Source organism: Syntrophomonas erecta subsp. sporosyntropha, assembly GCF_055395365.1.
Genome location: NZ_AP042459.1, coordinates 1,078,315 through 1,100,048 on the forward strand (window position 1 = coordinate 1,078,315; position 21,734 = coordinate 1,100,048).

The following is a 21,734-nucleotide window of genomic DNA, read 5'->3' on the forward strand; positions in this document are numbered from 1 at the left end:
CACATACAATAGAACCTATTCAAATAAAAAACTATCTAAACTGGTATAATAAAGCCATTAACACCTTATTAAGGTAGGTACTAATTCGGACTCGCCTCTGACGGAGCAGATCTATTACCGTATTTTAATCGGCTGGTCGGCTAAAAGTATCCTCCCTAAGATTATAAATAACCAGTTAGCAGCTTCTATAAAATAGATGAAAGGATGGTTGTATGAATAAAAATCCCCTGGTGACTATTGAAATGGAAAATGGCGGGGTGATCAAAGCAGAATTGTACCCGGATATTGCCCCTAATACCGTAGCCAATTTTATCGCCCTGGCAGGGCAAGGATTCTACGATGGCTTAATATTTCACCGGGTCATTCCTGGCTTTGTGATTCAGGGCGGATGCCCTAAAGGAATAGGTACCGGTGGACCTGGCTACCAGATTAAAGGTGAATTTACCAGTAACGGATTTCCCAATTCACTCCAACATGCCCGCGGCGTATTGTCTATGGCCCGATCTGCTCACCCAGATTCAGCCGGCTCCCAGTTCTTTATAATGCTGGATTATGCCCCTCATCTGGACGGCAACTACGCTGCTTTTGGCCAGGTAACTGAAGGTATGGATATAGTAGATGATATAGTAAAAACCCCCACCGATTTTCGGGATCGGCCCCGGGAAGATCAAAAAATGAAAAAGGTAAGCGTAGATACTTTTGGGGTAGACTACTCCCCCGTTGCCAAAGTCTAAACTTAAAGGGAAACCGGAGAACAGAAGAACTGTTCCCCGGTTTCCCTTTTATTAGCAGTTAGTTTAATCATTAAGATTATAAGGAGTCATCTGGTAAACATAATAATTCAACCAGTTAGAGTATAATAAATTGGCATGGCTGCGCCAGCGAACCAGCGGTTGCCGGGCAGGATCATCCTCAGGGAAATAGTTGCAGGGAACCTGAATAGACTCCCCTTTTTCTAGATCCCGTTTATACTCCTGCCACAAGGTATCACATTCATATTCGGAATGTCCGCTGACAAATATATGGCGGCCATCACGACTAGCTACCAGATATACCCCGGCCTCATCTGACTCAGCCAGTATCTGCAAATCCTTAACTTTCTCAATATCCTCACGCCGGTTTTCCGAATGCCGGGAATGGGGTACCCAGAATTCGTCATCAAATCCGCGCACTAACTCACACCGTGGGTTAGTAACATGATGCTTATACACCCCAAATCGTTTTTTATCTAATAAATAATTATGAATCCCATAATGGTAATAAAGAGCTGCCTGAGCCGCCCAGCATATATGCAGGGTCGAGGTTACATGATCTACAGTGTAATTCATAATATCCTCTAATTCATCCCAGTAGGCCACATCACCGAAGCGGAGTTTTTCCACCGGTGCCCCGGTAATGATCATACCGTCAAACCTAGTATGACGCACCTCCTCAAAGGTCCGGTAAAAGTTCTTCAGGTGATCCTCCGGGGTATGACGGGAAGTGTAACTGGCCGTAGTAATGAGTTCAATTTCCATCTGAATAGGAAAGTTAGAAAGCTGGCGCAGTAACTGGGTCTCAGTAGTACTTTTATTAGGCATTAAGTTAACAATACCAATCCTTAGAGGCCGGATATCCTGATGTACTGCCCGGCATTCATTCATAACAAAAATATTTTCTTTAATAAGAGTATCAGTTGCAGGAAGGTTCTCAGGTATTATAATGGGCATTTACCAATATCACCTCTTTAGTATGATGTAGCTTGGAAAATAGCCTGCTCGAAATCAGCAATAATATCATTAATATTTTCTATTCCTATTGAAACCCGTATCATATCTGGTGTCACCCCGGACTCGGCTTGGGCCTGGGGGTCAAGTTGACTATGGGTAGTGCTGGCAGGATGTAAAACCGAGGTACGAATATCCCCTACATGAACTACCAAAGCAGCCAGCTTAACACTATCTATAAAGCGTTTACCCGCTTCTAATCCCCCTTTTAAACCAAAGGTAAGAATTCCACTGGCCCCCCGGGGCAGGTACCGGCAACTAAAATGGTAATCAGGATGATTCTCTAGCCCAGGATAATTCACCCATGCCACCTGGGGATGGTCTTTTAGGTAACTAGCCAGTTTTAAAGCATTATAGCTGTGCCGTTCCATTCGCAGAGCCAAAGTCTCCATACCCAGGTTTATCAAAAAGGCATTAAATGGACTCATACAGGTCCCCAGATCACGCAATAATTGTACTCGAGCTTTAGTTATATAGGCTTTTCCCCCAAAAGTGTCTACATAGCAAATTCCATGGTAACTAGGATCAGGTTCGGTCAATTCCGGAAATTTACCGTTGTCCCAGGGGAAATTTCCTCCATCTACAATAAACCCTCCCAAACTGGTGGCATGACCGTCCAAATATTTAGTAGCCGAATGAACCACAATATTGGCCCCATGTTCAAATGGCCGGCACAGGTAGGGGCTAGGGAAAGTATTATCTACAATCAGAGGAACCCCCTGGCGGCGGGCTACCCGGCTGAATTTCTCGAAATCCAAAACATTCATACCTGGATTACCAATAGTTTCAGCATAGAGGACCCGGGTTTGTGGCCGGAAAACAGCCTCAATTTCCTCCTCTGCAGCGTCAGGATTAACAAAAGTAGTGTCAATTCCCATTTTTCTAAATGTAGAATCCAGTAAGGTATGGGTACCACCATAAAGGGTACTAGCAGCCACAATATGCTGCCCGGCCTGACAAATATTAAGCAGTGCCAGAGCAACGGCTGCCTGCCCGGCAGAAGTGGCTACTGCCCCAACTCCTCCCTCCAGAGCAGCAATTTTAGCTTCTACTTGCTCTAGGGTAGGATTACTGATACGGGTATACATATGACCGGTTTCAGTCAGATCAAACAGTCCCGCTACCTTATCAGTTTGATCGTAAAAATAAGTGGTACTCTGATATACCGGTAGTATCCGGGGCTGTCCCGGTTCTGGTTTATATCCTTCCTGAACGACCATCGTTTCTAATTCCATTTTCTTGTTCATACTTCAACCTCCTTACCCGGTTTAAAAAACCACTTCCGAATAAGAAGTGGTCTAAAAATCAACCCTTCTTATCTCTCAGGATTATCCTGCAGGATTTGGCACATTTCTGGCTTAAAGCCAGCTGTTGCCGGGTGTCATCGGGCCCGTCCCTCAACCTCTCTTGATAAGTTCAGTTTTATTATTAATTTTTCCGGATAAAACCCGAACCCGCCTTACCTGCTTTATCTCTCCGTAATTCTAACCTGACGGTTTCAATTTATTGCCACATCTGGGTGGTTCCCATTAGCGACAAGTATAACGGAAAAATCTAATCCTGTCACTGATAACAGCGAGAATTTCCTATCAAAAAAATCATAGGTAATTACTATTATGCTACAATTAAACTGTTTGCGGAAAGGAAAATTAAGTGATGAGTAAACGTATTTTTGCCTATGACATGCTGCGAGCCCTGGCTGCCCTAGCCGTAATGGCTATCCATATCACTGCCGGCTATGCCTTGTTAAATCCGGTAGCATTTATTCTTAACCAGGCGTCCCGAAATGCGGTCCCCCTTTTTGTGATTATGTCCGGCTTCTTGCTGGTTTATGGGGAACAAAGGCATCCACTAACAGTTAAGAATTTTTACCGGCGCCGCTTTGGCAGGGTGCTAATTCCCTATATTGTATGGACCGTAATTTATGCCCTTCTGATAGAGTTGTACCAGCATAATTCAGGGGGTAATCTGCTCCTGTGGCTATCCGGACTAGGCAGCCATCTGCTGCATGGGACTGCTTTTTTTCACCTGTATTTTCTCATCATTGTTTTTCAGCTTTATTTATTATACCCTTTGCTGAGCCACTGGTTAAAGCGCTACCCGTTAAAACTGCTTCTCTGTTCATTTATGGTAAGCTGTGTAGCTATTATTCTAATCTATGCCAATGACACTGGGGGGATAACTCTTCCTTCCCTCCAGTGGTATTATTCAGCTCTGTTTCCGGAATGGCTCTTTTATTTTGTCATTGGCATGTGGTTAGCAGGTTACCGGGAAAAACTTAATTCAATGCTTAGCTCCCGTAGTAAAACAGTGACCTTTATATACCTAGCTAGCCTTATTATTCTTCTTGTAGAAGGATACCAGGGTGAAGCATATTTTTCCTCCCTGCGCCCGGGAGTATTTATTTACAGCTTGTGCAGTTACCCTTTTCTGTTGCTGCTGGCTATCCACCTGGAACCGATTTTACGGAAGAGCAGGTACTGGATTGCCTGGCTGGCTGAACAGTCTTTTTTTATATTCCTGTTGCATCCCTTGGTACTGACGGTGCTGATGGAGCTGACCTGGGTGCCGGGATGGGCTAATATATGGCAGGGAGTACCTGGTATGCTGGCTTTGTTTGCAGCTACCGCCGCGATCACTTGGCTGCTGATCTGGATAGTCAGCCTGACTCCGCTGGTAAGTTATCTGGGAGGGGTACCTCGGCAGCGGCATAATTAGCCTGATGGGGGTATACGGTAAGGCGAACCTAAATGTTCCGGAAAAGCCCGGGGGGACAGGGGGACAGTAAACCTGTCCCCCTGTCCCTATTTTGCATGGATCAATCTAGCGGGCGATGTAACTAGCGGTATGATCCGGGTGGGTATAGTTTAATTGTATTTCATCTCCTAGCAGGCATCCGGATTGCTGCAAAACCGCACTGACTGTCTGGTAGGCTAGGCGGGGATTATTGTTTTTCTGGCTTAAGTGGGCTAAAAAGACCTGCATGGGTCGCTGCCGCGGTAATCGAGCTAAAACCTGGCCTGCATCCAGGTTGGAAAGATGCCCTTTGCTACTGCGGATGCGCTGTTTTAAAAACAGGGGGTAGGGTCCTTTAACCAGCATATCTACATCATGATTAGATTCCAACACTAATAGATCAGCACCGGCCATAGCCTTTTCTACCCCTGGAGTTATCATGCCCAGATCAGTAGCCATAACCCATTTTCTTTGCCCATAGTAAAAAGCATAGCCTACTGGATCAGCAGCATCATGAGAAATGGAAAAAGGCTCTACCTTTATAGGTCCCAGATCGAAACCAGCCGTTATATATTGGCAACATTTCCGGGGAAATTTTTCACTACACTTTATTCCTGCCCAGGTTCGCTCCCGGGCGTAAACGGGAATCTGGTAGCGCCGTATAAATACATCTAATCCCTGGATATGATCCTGGTGTTCGTGGGTGATCAAGACGGCATCCAGATCCCTGCCTCTTACTCCTATTTCCGCTAATCCTTTTTCAATCCGGCGGGCACTGATGCCGGCATCAACTAGGATACGGGCCTTTCCGAATTGAAAGTAAACGGCATTGCCAGTACTACCACTGGCCAGAATATGTACCTGCATATCATAACTCCCTGCATAAATCTTAATAAGTTCATTATTCACATTACATTCATAATAAGCGGACCTTATTGGGGGAAGGCAATTGCACCAGCAAACATCCTTGGGCAGCCAGGGGTACGACTACACTTTCCCTTTCAGTCCTGCACACGGTGTGATTGGACTTGTGCCAATGTTCCCGTTGACTTTTCTTGCCAGTTCTCGGGAAGGGCAAGACTTATAAAGAGTACCAAATACTTTTATGAAACATAGTCCACCCCTATCAAAGGATGACCTTAGCTATGGAGGAGTGGTAGCTTGGTACTTGGTAGTTTGCTCAGCTGACATGCTATCCCGGTTGCTCTTTGGGCTGCTTCTACTTAACATTATCATAACATCATTATTACTAGCCATAAGAAAGCCTGTTTGATTAGCTATAATACATTATTTATAAAATATTGCTCTTCCTAATCTATAAACTTCCACCGGAAACTACAAACGGTTAATTGACAATTTTGGCTAGGGCAATCAATCTTATAGTAGCGGTGAAAGTAAACGGGAAAAAGCTTCTTTGGCTTTAACCCTGGTTGGGCGCTGGCAGTACTGTTCCATGGTAATTTCAGTACAATTACTTAGATCCCTGTTAAAGTGCTTTTCCAGGTATTGGGTAACCCGGGCATCATATATAAAAGCATTAATTTCAAAATTAAGCCGAAAACTGCGTACATCTAGATTGGCGGTACCGACACTGCTAAAAAAGCCATCCGTAGTAACTACCTTGCTATGCAGAAATCCATCTTCATAGTAGTAGCAGCGTGCCCCAGCTTCTAAAAGTTCTCCTATATACGACAGGGCCGCCCAGTGTACAAAGGGGTGATCTTTTTTGCGGGGAATCATAATGCGTACATCTACTCCAGATAGTGCTGCCACTTTTAGTGCTTCCAGTACACTTTCATCAGGGACAAAATAGGGGGTCTGTATATAAATGTTTTTTTGGGCCCGCCCGATCATTTTTAGATATCCGTTGCGTATAGAACTCCAGGGAGCATCCGGCCCGCTGGATACAATTTGCAGGCCGCTTTCACCCATTGCTGGTCGCGGGGGGAAGTATTTTTTATCCATCACCTTAAAATCTTTCTGGTGACTAGCAAACCTCCAGTCCATTAAAAAACGCTTTTGTAGACCATCCAGGGCACTTCCTCGTATACGCAGGTGAGTATCCCTCCACCGTCCAAATTTTTTTGATAAACCTCTATATTCATTCCCAACATTAAATCCTCCCACATATCCCTCTTGTCCATCAACCAGGCAAATTTTACGATGGTTACGATAATCAATACGAACATTAATATAAGGAACAAAGGGAGGGAAAAAACTGGCTACTTCACCACCCGCCTCCTGTAACAGACGGAAAAAGCCTTGTGGTAGTCGTATACACCCCATTCCATCATAAAGCAATTTTACTTCAACACCTTCCCGAGCCTTGTGACTTAATAAATCAACTATAGCTCGACCCAGGGAATCATCACGTATGATGTAGTATTCCATGTGTATATAATGGCTCGCCTGGCTGATACTTTCCAGCATCGCTTGGAAAAGCTGTTCTCCTTCGGTAAAAATCTCCACCTGATTGTCCTGAGTAAACAGAGCTTGATCACTTTTTAAGTGCAGGTGGATTATATCCCGGTAACTGCCTATATGTGGATCTTTAAAAACTAGTTGGTTACTATGTAATTCCCGATCCTGCTGGCTGATTAAATGGTCAATATGCTTTTCTTCTTCCTTTTTTAAATAAAACAGCTTCTTTTTCCGTAGATCCTGCCCTAACAATAGATATAAAATAAAACCTAGTAAAGGCACAAAAACCAATAGTAATAGCCAGACCAGAGTAGCAGTTGGGTTGCGTCGCTCAAAAAGGACCACCACCGCTACAAAAACTATGTTTATCAGGATTATTAAATCCAGAATATCTCTCGCACTAATATTCTCCAGCATATATCCTCCCGGTTCATATGGTTTGATTTAATACCGGTTCACCATCTTGACTACCGTTTATAGTAGCGCAAATTTTTCCCTGGCCCAATTTTATCACAATAGCTAAATAAAACATGCCAAAAGGGAACAACGGAAACATCCCCCTATTCCTACCGGTGGGAACATCCAGATTTGGTAAGAATAAATACTTAGAAAAAGTCGAAGAACTCAACCACAGTATCTTAAAATCATGTAATATTATTATGTCGGGCTATACCTACCATAAGATTTATCGGGTTGATTCCCACAAAAAAAGGGAAATCGACCATTATTGTTAAATTTAATAAGATCAGGTCTAATTACGTTTATTAAAATCAAAGGAGGGTTGGAATACTTTTCTATGGGCATGATTTAACCCCTTTCGTAAGCTTTCCTTCCCCACGAAGGGGGAGATAGTAAGGGGTAATTCCACATCATTAAGCAAACTAAAATTAAGGAGGCAAACAGATGTTAAGACCTATGAAACACGGAATTGTTTTGCTGGTAGCTATAGCACTACTGGCCACCTTTGTAGTCGGGTGTGGTTCATCAACTTCTAATGATAGTGATAAAAAGGCCGATACCCAGTTTATTAACATAGCAACTGGCGGTACCGCCGGAACTTATTTCCCATTGGGTGGAGCTATAGCAGAAATACTTAACAACAATATCGAAGGTGTTAATGCTACTGCTGAATCTACCGGAGCATCAGTTGCCAATGTAAACCTGCTCAAAGGTGGCAGTGTACAGATGGCTTTCATCCAAAACGATATCTCCTATTATGCCTCTAATGGCATAGAAATGTTTAAAGACGGTAAAGTAGAGGGATTACAAGCTCTAGCTACCATTTATCCCGAAACTGTTCAGATCGTAACCCTGAAAGGAACCGGCATAACCAGCGTGGCTGATTTTAAAGGTAAACGTATAGCGGTTGGTGCTGCTGGCAGCGGCGTAGAAGCTAATGCACGCCAGGTTATGAAGGCTTATGGTATTACCTATGATGACATAAAAGCTCAATACCTGTCTTTTGCGGAAGCTGCCAACAGCCTGAAAGACGGTAATATAGATGCCGCTTTTATTACAGCTGGATTCCCCACGGCAGCTATCCAGGATATTGCTGCCCAGCATGATGTAGTTCTTATTTCTGTTGATGACGAAATTGCTGAACAACTTATAAAAGATTATCCGTTCTATACCAAAGTAACCATTCCTGCTGAAAGCTATCCTAACCAGAAGGAAGACGTTCATTCTATAGCTGTTAAGGCTATGTTGGTAGTAACTGATGAGATGGACGAAGATACTGCTTACCAGATCACCAAGGCTATTTATAACAACCTGGATCGCTTAAAGGCAGCTCATTCCGTAGGTGCTTATATTACCACTGAATCTGCCAGTGATGGAGTATCTATTCCTATGCATCCAGGAGCAGAAAAATTCTTTAATGAAAAATAATTAGAAGGTGGTCTTTTTGAAAATACCTTGGATCAAGCGCGGGCTGGTAGTACTGGTTATGGTGGTACTAGTAATGTTTCCGGTACCAGTTCTGCTAGTATCAGAACCGGATCACCCTCCAGCCCTGGTTATCCCCTTGGTCCACGGAAAGACCTTTTCTTTGGAATATGTCCATTCCGTACAAAAAACCCCGGTGCAGGAGCATTTTTCTCTGGCACCGGGGAATAAATTGGTGCTTAATTCTACTACGTATCGATCACTGGGGGTGGGTCTCCCGTTTCTTCCCGAAGAAGGAAACCTTGTTAATGATAACGGGACATTTGTGCTCAGTGGCCTGAACCGCCAGTTTAATAAAATCCGAATTGGATTCATGCCGCTGGCCCACCAAGGTTTACTTTATCATGGCCAGCACTACCAATTTAAATACTACTTTGCCCCTGGGAGCCTGTTGGAAATCGAGGCAAAAGTTTTTCCCCTCTTTATAACGATCTGGCAGGTTTCCCATGTAAGAGGAGGTTAATCGTTGAACAACCAAACCAATTGTAATGCAGTACAAGATGAAGTTAATATTAATGAACTTTTGGCCAAATATGACCGGGAGTCAGACTACCGCCGCTTTGGTGGGTGGGGCAAATGGGTAGTTGCTTTAATAGCCATTAGTTTTTCAGTGTTTCAGATCTGGACGGCTATGTTTGGTGTACTAGATGCTCATATCCAGCGGGCCGTGCATTTAAGCTTTGCTATGGCACTAGTATTCCTTTTGTATCCCAGCCGCAAATCCTGGTCCCGTGAAAATTTACACTGGCTGGATGGTCTACTAGCCATAGTCGCCGCCGCAGCCCCTCTTTATATTGTGGTATTTTATAATGACCTGGTATTACGGGCAGGAATGGCTACCCTTCCCGATATGATCTTGGGTGGTCTGGGGGTTTTACTTGTTTTGGAAGCAGCCCGTCGGGTAGTTGGCTGGCCTATTATCTCTTTAGCCCCCTAACCGACTTGGACAAAGTATCTTAATCTGGTACCTTTTAAAACAGGAGGGGGCAATATGCAACGTAAAAGGTACTCACAAGAATTTAAAGATCAGATTGTTAAAGAATCTCTGGAAGTTGGCAATGCCGCTATTGTGGCCCGGAAGAATGATTTATCTGCCAACATGGTCAGTCGTTGGGTTAGAGAACATAAGAATCACAATAGTATTGGAATAGGACCAATCCCTGTTAGAATCGGACCATATAATCAAAGCGCTAAAGCATTGGAATCTGAAAACGAGAAACTTAAAAAGTTGCTGGGCGAAAAAGACCTTGAAATAGCCATTCTTAAGGATCTTGTAAAAAAAACGAACCCACAATTCAAGATAAAGTAGATATATCCAGCAAATGGATATCAAGAGGATATCATAAAACCCTTGTATTGCGATTGGTCGGGCTTAGCCGCTCAACATACTATTACCATTTGAAGCATCCAGTTTCTGCACTTAATCACAGAGGCGGCCACCCGACAACTGCAAGTACCTGCACTAACGATGGCAGATTTGTAAGCAATGAACAGGTTAAAGAATGGCTTTGTGAACTCATCTTCGCTGAAGGAGAATACTATGGTTACCACAAATTAACCTGGGCGCTCAGACGGAAATACCAGCTTATCATCAATAAAAAGAAAGTATATCGTTTGTGTAAAGAACTGGATATATTGAAACCGCAGCGTAAACTTAAAGCAAAGCATCCCAGACGACTGGCACGGAACCATGAAATTACTTCTTCAAATCGTCTGTGGGAAATCGATCTCAAATACGGCTATATTACTGGAGAAAACCGTTTCTTTTATATTCTGCCTATCATAGACGTGTTTGATCGGGTTATTGTGGATTACCACATCGGCCTAAACTGTAATGCTCAGGATGCTGCACGTACTGTACAGGCAGCCATGTTTAAACGTCAGGTATATGGAACCGATGATTTAGTCATCCGAAGTGACAATGGGCCACAGTTTATCAGTCATCATTTTGATGAAAGCTGTATTAAATTCGGCGTTGAACATGAGCGTATTCCTTGTCGTACACCCAATAAAAATGCTCACATTGAATCTTTCAATGCCATCCTAGAAGGAGAATGTCTGAGCAAGCATGAATTCCAAAGTTATGCCGAAGCTTACGATACGGTAAGCCAATTCATAAAAGACTACAACGCAGTGCGGATTCATTCCAGTTTGAAATATCATACTCCAAATGAAGCGTACCACCTGTTACAGCAGAAATCCTTAAAAATCCAGTCTGTAAGGGTATAATAATGATCCTGGCAAAGCCAGTTTATATAAATTTTCAAATTCTAAGTATCAGCCAGACATTAAGAGTTTTTGTACAATATTAGGGGGTCAGTCCGTTATCATTGTCGCCTGCTGCTTTATTGCCTATGCCTTTGCCGGCCCTTACATTCCGGGAACCTTTGCTCATCGCGGAGTACAATTGGAGTTATTAATAGAACATCTTTATTTTACTACTGAGGGTATTTTTGGTATCCCCCTGGGTGTATCCTCCACTTTTATCTTTCTATTTATCCTGTTTGCCGCCTACCTGGAGAAAACTGGCCTGGGGAAGTTTTTTATTGACCTGGCCAATGCTATTGCCGGATGGGCCCGAGGCGGTCCGGCTAAAGTAGCGGTTATTTCCAGTGGTCTTATGGGTACTGTTTCCGGCAGTTCAGTTGCTAACGTAGCTGGTACCGGTAGCCTGACTATCCCCATGATGAAAAAACTCGGCTATCGTCCGGAATTTGCCGGTGCAGTTGAGGCAGCCGCCTCTACCGGTGGCCAATTAATGCCTCCTATTATGGGTGCAGCTGCTTTTTTAATGGCTGACTTCGTTGGGGTACCTTATATTCATATTGTTAAGGCAGCAGTAATTCCAGCCCTGCTTTTCTATACCGGAGTTATGATCTGTGTACACCTGGAAGCAAAAAAGGAAGGTCTGCAGGGGATTCCTCGTAAACAACTACCAAAATTGGGCAAGCTCTTGCTAGAAAGAGGTCACCTGGCTATACCGCTTATTGCCATCGTCTACCTGCTGGTAACCGGTAAGACCCCCATGCGGGCCGCCTTATGGGGTATAGCTCTGGCTATTCTTGCTTCTATGTTGCGTTCCTCTACCCGCATTTCTTTACGGGATATTATTAAAGGTTTGGAAGATGGCGCCCGGTCAGCGTTAGGTGTTGTAGTTGCCTGTGCTACCGCTGGAATTATTATTGGTGTAGTAACTAAAACCGGACTAGGTTTAAAACTGGCTTCCGCCTTGATAGTACTGGCCCATGGTCAGTTACTACCTACCCTGTTTCTGACTATGATTACCTCAATTCTTTTAGGTATGGGGGTACCTACTACAGCTAACTATGTTATTACCTCCACTATTGCAGCTCCAGCCATTATCCAGTTAGGAGTTCCCATACTAGCTGCTCATATGTTTGTCTTTTACTTCGGTATTATTGCTGATATTACTCCTCCGGTAGCCCTGGCAGCATTTGCCGGATCAGGGATTGCCCGTAGCGATCCTCTTATGACCGGGGTTAATGCCTCTAAAATTGCTATAGCTGCCTTTTTGGTACCCTATATATTTGTTCTTTCCCCGGCTATGCTGATGATTAATACTACTCCGGTAGACGTTCTTATGATCATAGTCACTTCGGTTATCGGCATGATCGGCATAGCAGCAGCAGTATCCGCCTATTTTGTAACCCGAGCTTATTGGCCGGAACGTCTGTTGTTTTTTGTAGGTGGTTTGCTGATGATCGATCCTAATATTACCACGGATCTGCTTGGCCTGGCTCTTTTAAGCATTGCTTTCGTTATACAAAAATTACGGGATCGCCACCATAAACCTAGCCGTCAATCTTCATCTGCTGCCATGTAATAATTATACAAATACGAGACCCGCCCTTAAGGCGGGTCTTTTTGTTGGCTGGTGTTAATAAAATGAAACATCCTCCTGATTTTTTTATCTTAGATTCGATAATTTTTCCAGTGTTTTTTATAGGGAATTTGCAAATCTTGTACTAAGACCCCGTATTTCGGAAAGGACGGCTTATGTCTGACCTGGTAATTATCCTCCATGAATTATATCGGCGTTTTCAAGATGACGAAGTTACTGCTTTAGGAGCTCAGCTCACCTATTATCTGTTACTGGCTTTTTTCCCTTTTCTTGTATTTATAATAACCCTCTTAAGCTATACAACTATGCCAGACAGTTTAGCTTTATCATTAAACAGCTTGGCCCGGTTTTTACCAACTCAAGCCTATGCCGAGGTGGAAAACATAGTTCTGGAGACCCTTAACGCTCGCAGCCAGACCCTCCTATCTTTGGGAATGATTTTTACACTGTGGGCCGCATCTAATGGAGTAAATGCTATTATCCGGGGTATCAACAAAGCCTACGGCGAAAAAGAAACCCGTCCTTTTTGGAAAGTACGGGGAATAGCACTTTTTTTTACTATAGCCCTGGCTCTAGTTATACTCTTTGCATTAGTTATGCTGGTACTGGGGCGGATAATGGCTTACGCCCTGTTCAAATCACTGGGTGCTACTCATCTTTTTACCCGGGCTTGGCTAATTGTACGTTACCTTTTTCCCCTGGCCGTGATGTTAATTGTTTTTATATTTTTTTATAAATTTAGTGCTAACCGCCAACTTAGTTTAAAAGAGGTGCTGCCGGGAGCTTTATTTACTACTATCGGATGGATACTTAGTTCCTTGGCCTTTTCCTTTTATATAAATAAATTCAGCAATTTTACCAGAATCTATGGCAGCCTGGGAGGTATAATGATTCTTCTCCTCTGGCTTTATCTGAGCAGCATTATTATACTGGTAGGCGGTGAGTTAAATGCTGTACTGCGTATCTACCGCATTAAACAGCAGTAGCCGCCTGAAGTTTAGAATTTATTTTTCATGACAAAAACACCTGGATAAGAATATATAAAAAAACTTCCTGAGTCAGACCCCCTACCGGCAAGATCAGTGGGCTAATCTCGCCAAATCAAAATATACGCAAAAGGGCGGCACCGCCGCCCCTAATTTAATAACCGTTATAAGAGATTAACGTTTTCTGCTTGAACCCCCCTTGAACCCTGGGCAATATCAAACTCCACTCGCTGTCCTTCCATCAAGGTGCGATAACCATCACCACTGATGGAGGAATAATGGACAAAAATATCGCCACCGCCATCTTTTTCAATAAACCCATAACCTTTTTCATTGCTGAACCATTTTACGGTTCCGGTTGACATCTTATAACCCCCATTATCATAGAAAAGTTAACTGTATATCATACCTTTAGTATGGCATTATTTTAGCATCCTATTCTCCCGGCCCTTTCCTGAAAGCGGCAGTAAATGTTCTATTCAAGCCTATAAGGCATCTGCTGCATCATGGCAATATTCAACCTGCCTGGCCGACTATAGCCCTAATCATACCAAAGGACGAACCCTTTCAGCTATACCGAGCTATTTACCTGGCAATTACTGTTCGACGGGCTTATACATCTAAACCCTTAAGTTCAGGTGGTATGATTTCCCCATAAGTAGTAAGCAACTTCCCGGAGAATATCTTCCCGGGTCATCATGGTCATTACCCGGCTATGCTTTAGTACCGGCGGTATAGGTATATCCTTTGTGCCCCATTCTGCCTGAGGACGGTAGCGCCATTTTATTTCCTCAGCCAATTCTTCAATATAGTAAATCTTGAACCGTTCTAACTGTAAGCACCCGGCCGCTTCCTCTAATAGTTTTATCCCTAACTCCTGATAGGCAGCATTACCGTCAACTTTGAGCAAATCACACAAACGGGGAATAATATATTCAAAAAGCATACGCCGGTATGGAATCCCTTTTAATCCGAATAAATCCCCTATGGCCAGTACCTGTTTTTCATTTAGCCTAAGCAATTGATGAAAAAAGAACTCCTCATCAGCATCCGGATATATATAATAATTAAATCCCTGTAATCCCTGATAATAGCGACGGGCATCATAATAGCCTGTTTGCAGGTTATTACGAACCTTTTGCTGGTCAAAATCCAGTATCCCACCTAGATCACTGGAAGGAATTATATACTCGAACTCCACGTTATCAGCCACCATCCGGCGCTGGCGGCCGGGGGCAAAGGTCCGTATCACAATGATTACTTGATAGTTACGTGCCAGCAGTAGACCAATAGGTAGGTTATCATAAAAACCCCCATCTAGAAACCGCCGGCCATCCACCGGGTCCATTCTAAACATGGGTAGACTAGCACTGGCCAGGAGATAATCCACCAGCTTTCCCCGGGGAATATCTTCCAGGTAAAACTCCATCGGTTTAAGATCACTAAGTGAAACTGTAACCATAGCAAAATCTTTTCCGGCCCGCCGGATAGCAGCCTCATCGATATTTTCCTCCAGCAATTGCCGCAGGGGTGAGACATCGATTCCACCTTCATGAATAAATTCCTTGACCTTACGAAGAATATGGGCAATATCTCCTGGCTGAAGTCCCAGATTAATTAAACGCTGCCAGCGCCCTTCATCAATATTCATTATCCGGGCAGGGCTAATTTCCGACCACAATTCATAAGCCTGGTCAATATCACCCTGAACTATCATTGCCCCATTCAGTGCGCCCACCGAAGTACCGGCAATTCCCTGGACTGTGATTCCCATTTCCTTTAAGGCCTTTAAGGCCCCCACCTGATAAGCTCCCCGGGCTCCGCCACCTTCCAGAACTAATCCTTTCACAAGCTATCCTCCCGGATTCTAAACTCTATTATTAATTGTAGCTATTTACATTAAAACCTACAATTTCAGCTCCCACAATAACACTCCTGGACTTGCTTTATATATTCATAAACTGATTGCCGGAAGCTTCTTCTTGGTTTAATAGGTTTCCGGAGTAAGACCCGGGCAGGATTAACCGGCCCCTTTGGTTTTGCCTATAGTTCAAATTAGGATTGTTACACCAGTCCCAATCCCCTTACTACATAGTTAATAGTAATACATAACACTATGCCTACCACAGTAGGAATTAAAAGAGCCATAAAGGTCCATTTCCAGCTGCCGATTTCTTTTTTTATGGTAAAAAGGGTAGTTCCGCAGGGCCAGTGGCATAACGAAAAAATCATTACACAAAGGGCAGTCAGCCAAGTCCAGCCATGCTGATCAACTAATAAATACCTTAGGGCGGCCAAGCTGTTCAGGTCAACTAAGGTTGGTCCTGCCACATAACTCATGATTAAGATAGGTAAAACAATTTCGTTGGCTGGTAACCCTAATATAAACGCCAGTAATATATATCCATCCATACCCATATGACCGGCCAGGGGATGAAGCCAACCAGCTATTATATTTAATATAGTCCCATCACCTATGGTAGTATTGGCCAATATCCAGATCAACCCCCCGGCAGGGGCCGCAATAATAACGGCCCGGGCCAGGACAAAAATGGTACGATCTAAAATGGAACGTACTATGACTTCTCCCACTTTGGGCTTGCGGTAAGGGGGCAGTTCCAGGGCAAAAGAAGAAGGCTGACCCTTTAATAAAGTACGGGATAATAGCCAGGAAACAATTAAAGTAATAATAACTCCCAGCACGATAAGGCTGGAAACAGTTAGAGTAGCAATCACACTAGCCATGGACATAGCCGCTGATCCAGCTATGAAAATAGCCGCCAGGGCAATTAGGGTAGGAAACCGGCCATTACAGGGTACAAATATATTAGTCAAGGTAGCAATTAAGCGCTCCCGGGGGGAATCGATGATACGGCAGGATATAATTCCGGCGGCATTACAGCCGAAACCCATACACATGGTCAGGGCTTGCTTACCATGAGCTCCCGCTCTTTTAAAGCAAGAATCTAGATTAAAAGCTACCCGGGGTAAATATCCGGCATCTTCTAATAGGGTGAAAAGGGGAAAAAAGATAGCCATTGGCGGTAACATTACTGAAACAACCCAGGCTAGAGAACGGTAAACCCCCAGCACTAAAAAACCATGCAACCATCCTGGAGCGTCTAGGGCTATAAATAGGTCGGTTAAACGGTCCTGAATCCAAAAAAGACCTGTAGCCAGTACCTGTGAAGGCACATTAGCACCAGAAATAGTGATCCAGAATACCACCGCCAGCAAAAGCAACATGATGGGAAAGCCCCACAAAGGAGAGGTTAAAATATCGTCTATTTTTTGGTCCCAGTCTGTTTTTCTTTTCCCGGGATAGCTAATCACCTTGGTACTGATATCTTCGGCTGTTTCGTAAATACTTTTTACAATGCTATCGGCTACCATTTCCTTTTCAAGTAACGCTGATTGTGGAATTTTCCCTCTAATATTATGGTTCGGTGTAACCAAACTCATTATATGGCCTCCCTTGCCTGGCCAGTATTAACTAAACGGTTTAGTATCTCTTGATTTCCTTCTAAAATTCTTAGACTAAGCCATCTAGAGTTAATCTTATTACCTGTCAACTTCTTTATTCGAGGTTCTATTTCAGTAATAGCCTGTTCCACCTGCGGACTGTAGCGTACTAACCTGGGGGAAATCTTTCTTTCTCCAGATACTACCTGACTGATTACCTTAACCAGTTTATCTAAGCCCTCTCCACTACGAGCTGCTGTTGGTACTACCGGTACCTGCAGCAATTCCTCTAGTTTATCAATATTCACCTTTATTCCCTTGCGGTATGCCTCATCCATTAAATTTAGACATACTACCACCTGACTAGTAATTTCCATAACCTGTAAAGCCAGGTTTAAGTTTCTTTCCAGGCAGGTAGCATCGATAACTACTACGGTTGCATCCGGTTGGAAAAAACACAGGAAATCACGAGCAACTTCTTCATCAACCGAATTAGCCATAAGAGAATAAGTTCCCGGCAGGTCAATGACCTGATAAGTTGTTCCCTTATATATAAAACTGCCTTCCGCTTTTAAAACTGTTTTTCCCGGCCAGTTACCCGTATGTTGGCGCAGACCGGTCAGGGCATTAAAAACAGTTGTTTTCCCGGTATTAGGATTACCTGCTAAGGCTATTACCGGTACTATAGTTTTTTTCTGGGTTTTACCAATAAAAGGAATTTTCCCATCCAGATCAGCATTCTCATTATGCATTTAATCTTCCTCCTAGCTCCTTAGAGGCATTTTAAAAAAGCATTCCCCATGGCTCTACACAAGGCTTCCGCAGGATAAACATAAAAAGGTTATAGACTATTTCTGTTCTACAGAGCTGTTTATAAAACGCTTTTACCTTCCTGGCCTTGCCTACCCTGGCCGCTTGCCTGCTAAAATCACCTCTAAAGGGATTTTCCCGGTTAGCCTTGCTAACCCTGTTGCCAATTAGCTATTTCTACCCCCAGCCAGGTATTACGCAACTAGTTTTTCAGAGGGGCGGCATAAATCTGGCTGGATTCCTCCCGGCGCAGGGCAATGATGGCCCCCCTGATCTTATAGGCAGTGGGATCCCCTAAGGGACTGCGGCGAATAATTTCTACACGGGTTCCCGGAACTAATCCCAGGTCCAGCATACGCCGGCGCACTATCCCTGAACCCATGACATTAGTAATTAAAACTACATCAGGCGGATTGAACTGATCTAGTGAAAGAGTACCATTCATACTCCTCCCTCCTTAAACAATATTTAAACATTTAGCCGTATCTAAATACGATTTCTAAAATTCTATGGGAAAAAGCTCGAAAGTGTGATACTTCGTAGACAGAAAAATTAAAAGCCGACGAGAAACGTCGGCTATCCGATTAAATATAATATTCTACCCTATTTTATCTATACCTTAAAAATAAACCCTCTACCGCTTCCGTGAAAGCAGCCCCTCTCTATCACTAACTTCGTTTCTTTTTTAACTTGGCCCATGTATCACGCAGGGAAACTACCCGGTTAAATACCATCTTATCTTTAGTTGAATCTGGGTCCAGACAAAAGTATCCCTGGCGGAGGAATTGAAAACGATCACCCGTTTGGGCTAATTTTAGGCCAGGTTCCACCATACACCCAGTTAATATCTCCAGAGAGTTGGGGTTTATAAAGTCTTTAAAATCTGAGCCACCCTCTTCATCATCGGGATTTTCTTTCACAAAGAGATGATCATACAGCCGAACTTCTGCATTAATAGCATGAGAAGCCGATACCCAATGGGAGGTCCCCTTTACTTTACGTCCAGCAGTAGGCCCCCCGCTTTTAGAATCAGGATCATAGGTGCAGTGCAGTTCTATAATATTTCCGTCAGCATCTTTTACCACTTGTTCACACTTAATTATATAAGCACTTTTCAGGCGCACCTCCCCACCGGGACGTAAGCGGAAAAACTTCTTAGGCGGATCTTCCATAAAATCGTCCTGCTCAATGTAAATCTCCCGGGAAAAGGGAATATGACGGGATCCCATGGCGGGGTTTTCCGGGTTATTTTCCGTTTCTAACCATTCTACCTGCCCAATCGGGTAATTATCAATAACGATCTTTAGAGGACGTAGTACCGCCATAACTCTTTGTGCCCGCATGTTAAGATCTTCCCGGATACAATACTCCAGAAGAGCAATATCAACCATACTATTCCGCTTAGCTACACCAATACGTTCACAAAACAGACGTATCGCCTCAGGCGTATATCCCCGCCGCCTTAATCCTGAAATAGTTGGCATACGAGGATCATCCCAATTGTTCACATAGCCCATTTCTACCAGTTCCCGCAGCTTCCGCTTGCTCATTACGGTGTAGGTTAGATTAAGACGAGCAAACTCAATCTGCTGCGGTCGTCCATATTTATCTGCTCCATAGTCAACATTATCTAAAAACCAATCATACAATGGCCGGTGATCAGCAAACTCTAAAGTACATATGGAATGAGTAATGGATTCCAGCGCATCAGAAAGGGGATGGGCAAAATCATACATGGGATATATACACCACTTATTACCAGTTCGATGATGATCCGCCCGCAGGATCCGGTATAACACCGGATCACGCATATTTAGATTAGGAGAGGCCATATCTATTTTAGCCCGCAGCACCCGGGAACCATCCGGGAACTCCCCTTTTTTCATACGCTCAAAAAGATCCAAGTTTTCTTCTATAGTACGGTTACGATAAGGGCTCTCCTGCCCGGGCTCGGTTAGAGTTCCCCGAAAATTCCTAATTTCCTGAGCGCTAAGGTCGCATACATATGCCTTGCCAGCCTTAATTAACTGGAGAGCAAATTCATACAACTGGTGGAAATAATCCGAAGCATAAAACATACGATCATCCCAGTCAAAGCCCAGCCATTGCACATCTGCCTTAATAGAATCTACATATTCGACTTCTTCCTTACTAGGATTGGTATCATCAAAGCGCAGGTTGCATATACCATTGTTGGCTTCAGCCAGACCAAAGTTTAGGCAGATTGATTTAGCATGTCCTATATGCAAATAGCCATTCGGTTCCGGGGGAAAACGCGTATGCACCCGCCCTCCGTTCTTACCGGTTTGCAAATCCTCCGTAATTACAGTTTGAATAAAATTAACCGGTAGAACACCTTCCTCACCGCCCTTACCATCATGGTTCCCCTGGGTTAGGTCGCGGTTTAGCTCCTCTTTTTCCGACCTGGTCATACACTATTTCCTCCTTAAAAATTTATCTATTCAGGCTTCTATATGCCGATTATATTCCATTACACCTGTCTAACATGATAAATAATCCTGGTCTGGTAAACAAGCACTTAAACAAAAAACCAACCCACCTGTAGCAAAAATTTACCCGGACTGCTGTTTATTATTATACCTTTCCTTACTAGATCTATCACTTAGGCCTGCTATTATGTAATTGATGCGGATGGCAGCCCCTTTAAAAACGGTTATATTATTTCCCGGATCTTCTTATTTAGTCTACGAGATCTTTTTTCTATACTTCCTGCCGACCTGTCGTTTAAAAACCTGTCATGATAGGCTATAGTCGTCTGAAAGCCGTCCGGGAAACGGGAAGGGTTGGTGTGAAACAAGGAGAGGTAAGCACCTGGTCCCTGTTTTTCCTGGTGAAAAAAAGCATATAATAAATAAAAGGTCTGGAAAGGAAAACAATGCAACAAAGATTTAAAAACTTCCTACTACTAAATATAGGTGCATTTATGGATGCAGCCGGGTTTTATTTCTTCCTGGCCCCTAACCAAATAGCTGCCGGGGGAATAACCGGCCTATCCTTAGTACTAAACACCTTTTTCCCTACTCTTTCTTTAGGGTTACTGGTGCTGATTTTAAGTGTCATCCTGTTAGTTATTGGTTTTATAATGATAGGTCCTGTGTTCGGGGTGAAAACAGTTTATTGTAGTATAATGATTCCCTTTATGATCTGGGGGCTGGAAAAAATTTATCCACTTACAGCTCCCCTTACTAGTGATACGCTTATCCAGCTCATTTTTGGAGTATTCATTTCAAGTACCGGCCTGGCTATCCTTTTCTATCAAAACTCTTCCTCCGGCGGAACAGACATTTTAGCCCGTATCCTCCACCGTTATCACCACCTGGAGATGGGCAAAGGCTTATTGATAATTGATTTCTTTATCACGTTATTAGCGACCTCAGCTTTTGGCATCCAAAAAGGAATGTATGCCCTGCTGGGAGTAATCTTATATGGTTTTTCCATAGACTACGTAATTGAAGGTTTTAGTGTTAGTAAACTAGTTACCATTATTACTACTAATAGCGAAGCGGTAAAACGCTTTATTGTATATGATCTGGAACGGGGTGCTACTATTTACACTGCCCGGGGTGCTTATACAGAACAGGAATGGGAAGTAGTAGTAACCATAGTAAAACGGCGTGAATTCATCCGCCTGCGTAATTACATCGAAGACCTGGATCCCAGGGCCTTTATCACCGTTCAAAACACCCATGAAGTACTAGGAGAAGGCTTTTCTACTTTTCATTAGAA

The 21,734-nt window shown here is 43.5% G+C and carries 20 protein-coding genes and 1 riboswitch; of the genes, 10 read left to right on the forward strand and 10 right to left on the reverse strand.

The features are described from left to right. Positions 1 to 212 precede the first annotated feature (212 nt). On the forward strand, positions 213 to 734 hold the full coding sequence (locus ACZ5Q0_RS05165) for a peptidylprolyl isomerase (RefSeq protein ID WP_446819031.1): 522 nt from the start codon (positions 213 to 215) through the stop codon (positions 732 to 734). A 63-nt stretch (positions 735 to 797) separates the two neighbouring features. Here ACZ5Q0_RS05165 and metA read toward each other — a convergent pair whose 3' ends face one another. Together metA and ACZ5Q0_RS05175 are read right to left on the reverse strand one after the other, a co-directional pair. After that, positions 798 to 1,709 carry a homoserine O-acetyltransferase MetA gene (gene metA / locus ACZ5Q0_RS05170; RefSeq protein WP_446819030.1) on the reverse strand — a complete coding sequence of 304 codons (912 nt, stop codon included), beginning with the start codon at positions 1,707 to 1,709 and terminating at the stop codon, positions 798 to 800. A 17-nt stretch (positions 1,710 to 1,726) separates the two neighbouring features. Next, a complete protein-coding gene (locus ACZ5Q0_RS05175) occupies positions 1,727 to 3,013 on the reverse strand; it encodes an O-acetylhomoserine aminocarboxypropyltransferase/cysteine synthase family protein (RefSeq protein WP_446819029.1) in 1,287 nt (428 codons plus the stop codon). 65 nt (positions 3,014 to 3,078) lie between these two features. Continuing rightward, positions 3,079 to 3,183, reverse strand: a riboswitch (SAM riboswitch). Between the two features lie 239 nt (positions 3,184 to 3,422). Here ACZ5Q0_RS05175 and ACZ5Q0_RS05180 point away from each other — a divergent pair. Further along, positions 3,423 to 4,484, forward strand: a complete 1,062-nt coding sequence (locus tag ACZ5Q0_RS05180) for an acyltransferase (RefSeq protein WP_446819028.1) — start codon at positions 3,423 to 3,425, stop codon at positions 4,482 to 4,484. Between the two features lie 105 nt (positions 4,485 to 4,589). Here the strand turns inward: ACZ5Q0_RS05180 and ACZ5Q0_RS05185 are convergent, their stop codons facing one another. Both ACZ5Q0_RS05185 and cls read right to left on the reverse strand, forming a co-directional pair. Further along, positions 4,590 to 5,411 carry an MBL fold metallo-hydrolase gene (locus ACZ5Q0_RS05185; protein WP_464827265.1) on the reverse strand — a complete coding sequence of 274 codons (822 nt, stop codon included), beginning with the start codon at positions 5,409 to 5,411 and terminating at the stop codon, positions 4,590 to 4,592. A gap of 468 nt (positions 5,412 to 5,879) precedes the next feature. Next, the gene (gene cls / locus ACZ5Q0_RS05190) at positions 5,880 to 7,340 is read right to left on the reverse strand and encodes a cardiolipin synthase (protein ID WP_446819025.1); all 1,461 of its coding nucleotides are present in this window, start codon (positions 7,338 to 7,340) and stop codon (positions 5,880 to 5,882) included. A gap of 486 nt (positions 7,341 to 7,826) precedes the next feature. Here cls and ACZ5Q0_RS05195 point away from each other — a divergent pair, with 486 nt between their 5' ends. The 7 genes from ACZ5Q0_RS05195 (at position 7,827) to ACZ5Q0_RS05225 (ending at position 13,715) form a co-directional block, all read left to right on the forward strand. Further along, positions 7,827 to 8,810: a TAXI family TRAP transporter solute-binding subunit gene (locus ACZ5Q0_RS05195; protein WP_446819023.1), complete on the forward strand. Its 984-nt coding sequence runs from the start codon at positions 7,827 to 7,829 to the stop codon at positions 8,808 to 8,810. A gap of 16 nt (positions 8,811 to 8,826) precedes the next feature. Beyond that, positions 8,827 to 9,330 (forward strand): DUF1850 domain-containing protein, encoded by a 504-nt coding sequence (locus ACZ5Q0_RS05200; RefSeq protein ID WP_446819022.1) that lies wholly within the window; start codon positions 8,827 to 8,829, stop codon positions 9,328 to 9,330. Positions 9,331 to 9,333: 3 nt separating this feature from the next. Next, positions 9,334 to 9,804, forward strand: coding sequence for a hypothetical protein (locus ACZ5Q0_RS05205; RefSeq protein ID WP_447182793.1), 471 nt, complete (start codon positions 9,334 to 9,336; stop codon positions 9,802 to 9,804). A 54-nt stretch (positions 9,805 to 9,858) separates the two neighbouring features. Further along, complete coding sequence (locus tag ACZ5Q0_RS05210) at positions 9,859 to 10,176, forward strand: transposase (protein WP_447182485.1); 318 nt, start codon at positions 9,859 to 9,861, stop codon at positions 10,174 to 10,176. Between the two features lie 53 nt (positions 10,177 to 10,229). Further along, positions 10,230 to 11,096: an IS3 family transposase gene (locus ACZ5Q0_RS05215; RefSeq protein WP_464827279.1), complete on the forward strand. Its 867-nt coding sequence runs from the start codon at positions 10,230 to 10,232 to the stop codon at positions 11,094 to 11,096. 145 nt (positions 11,097 to 11,241) lie between these two features. Continuing rightward, entirely contained in the window at positions 11,242 to 12,711 is a 1,470-nt protein-coding gene (locus ACZ5Q0_RS05220) for a TRAP transporter permease (protein WP_464827289.1), read from the forward strand. A gap of 173 nt (positions 12,712 to 12,884) precedes the next feature. After that, positions 12,885 to 13,715: a YihY/virulence factor BrkB family protein gene (locus ACZ5Q0_RS05225; protein ID WP_446819020.1), complete on the forward strand. Its 831-nt coding sequence runs from the start codon at positions 12,885 to 12,887 to the stop codon at positions 13,713 to 13,715. Between the two features lie 164 nt (positions 13,716 to 13,879). Here ACZ5Q0_RS05225 and ACZ5Q0_RS05230 read toward each other — a convergent pair whose 3' ends face one another. The 6 genes from ACZ5Q0_RS05230 to ACZ5Q0_RS05255 form a co-directional block, all read right to left on the reverse strand. Next, positions 13,880 to 14,080, reverse strand: coding sequence for a cold-shock protein (locus ACZ5Q0_RS05230; RefSeq protein ID WP_446819019.1), 201 nt, complete (start codon positions 14,078 to 14,080; stop codon positions 13,880 to 13,882). 269 nt (positions 14,081 to 14,349) lie between these two features. Beyond that, on the reverse strand, positions 14,350 to 15,564 hold the full coding sequence (locus ACZ5Q0_RS05235; RefSeq protein WP_446819018.1) for a patatin-like phospholipase family protein: 1,215 nt from the start codon (positions 15,562 to 15,564) through the stop codon (positions 14,350 to 14,352). 215 nt (positions 15,565 to 15,779) lie between these two features. Beyond that, on the reverse strand, positions 15,780 to 17,177 hold the full coding sequence (locus tag ACZ5Q0_RS05240; RefSeq protein WP_446819017.1) for a nucleoside recognition domain-containing protein: 1,398 nt from the start codon (positions 17,175 to 17,177) through the stop codon (positions 15,780 to 15,782). Then, positions 17,177 to 17,929: a FeoB small GTPase domain-containing protein gene (locus ACZ5Q0_RS05245; RefSeq protein ID WP_446819016.1), complete on the reverse strand. Its 753-nt coding sequence runs from the start codon at positions 17,927 to 17,929 to the stop codon at positions 17,177 to 17,179. The genes ACZ5Q0_RS05240 and ACZ5Q0_RS05245 overlap by 1 nt, the downstream gene beginning before the upstream one ends. Before the next feature lie 260 nt (positions 17,930 to 18,189). Then, the gene (locus ACZ5Q0_RS05250; protein ID WP_446819015.1) at positions 18,190 to 18,432 is read right to left on the reverse strand and encodes a FeoA family protein; all 243 of its coding nucleotides are present in this window, start codon (positions 18,430 to 18,432) and stop codon (positions 18,190 to 18,192) included. 223 nt (positions 18,433 to 18,655) lie between these two features. Then, positions 18,656 to 20,419: a glutamine--tRNA ligase/YqeY domain fusion protein gene (locus ACZ5Q0_RS05255; RefSeq protein ID WP_447182794.1), complete on the reverse strand. Its 1,764-nt coding sequence runs from the start codon at positions 20,417 to 20,419 to the stop codon at positions 18,656 to 18,658. A gap of 464 nt (positions 20,420 to 20,883) precedes the next feature. Here ACZ5Q0_RS05255 and ACZ5Q0_RS05260 point away from each other — a divergent pair, with 464 nt between their 5' ends. Then, a complete protein-coding gene (locus ACZ5Q0_RS05260) occupies positions 20,884 to 21,732 on the forward strand; it encodes a YitT family protein (RefSeq protein WP_446819012.1) in 849 nt (282 codons plus the stop codon). Positions 21,733 to 21,734: the final 2 nt, after the last annotated feature.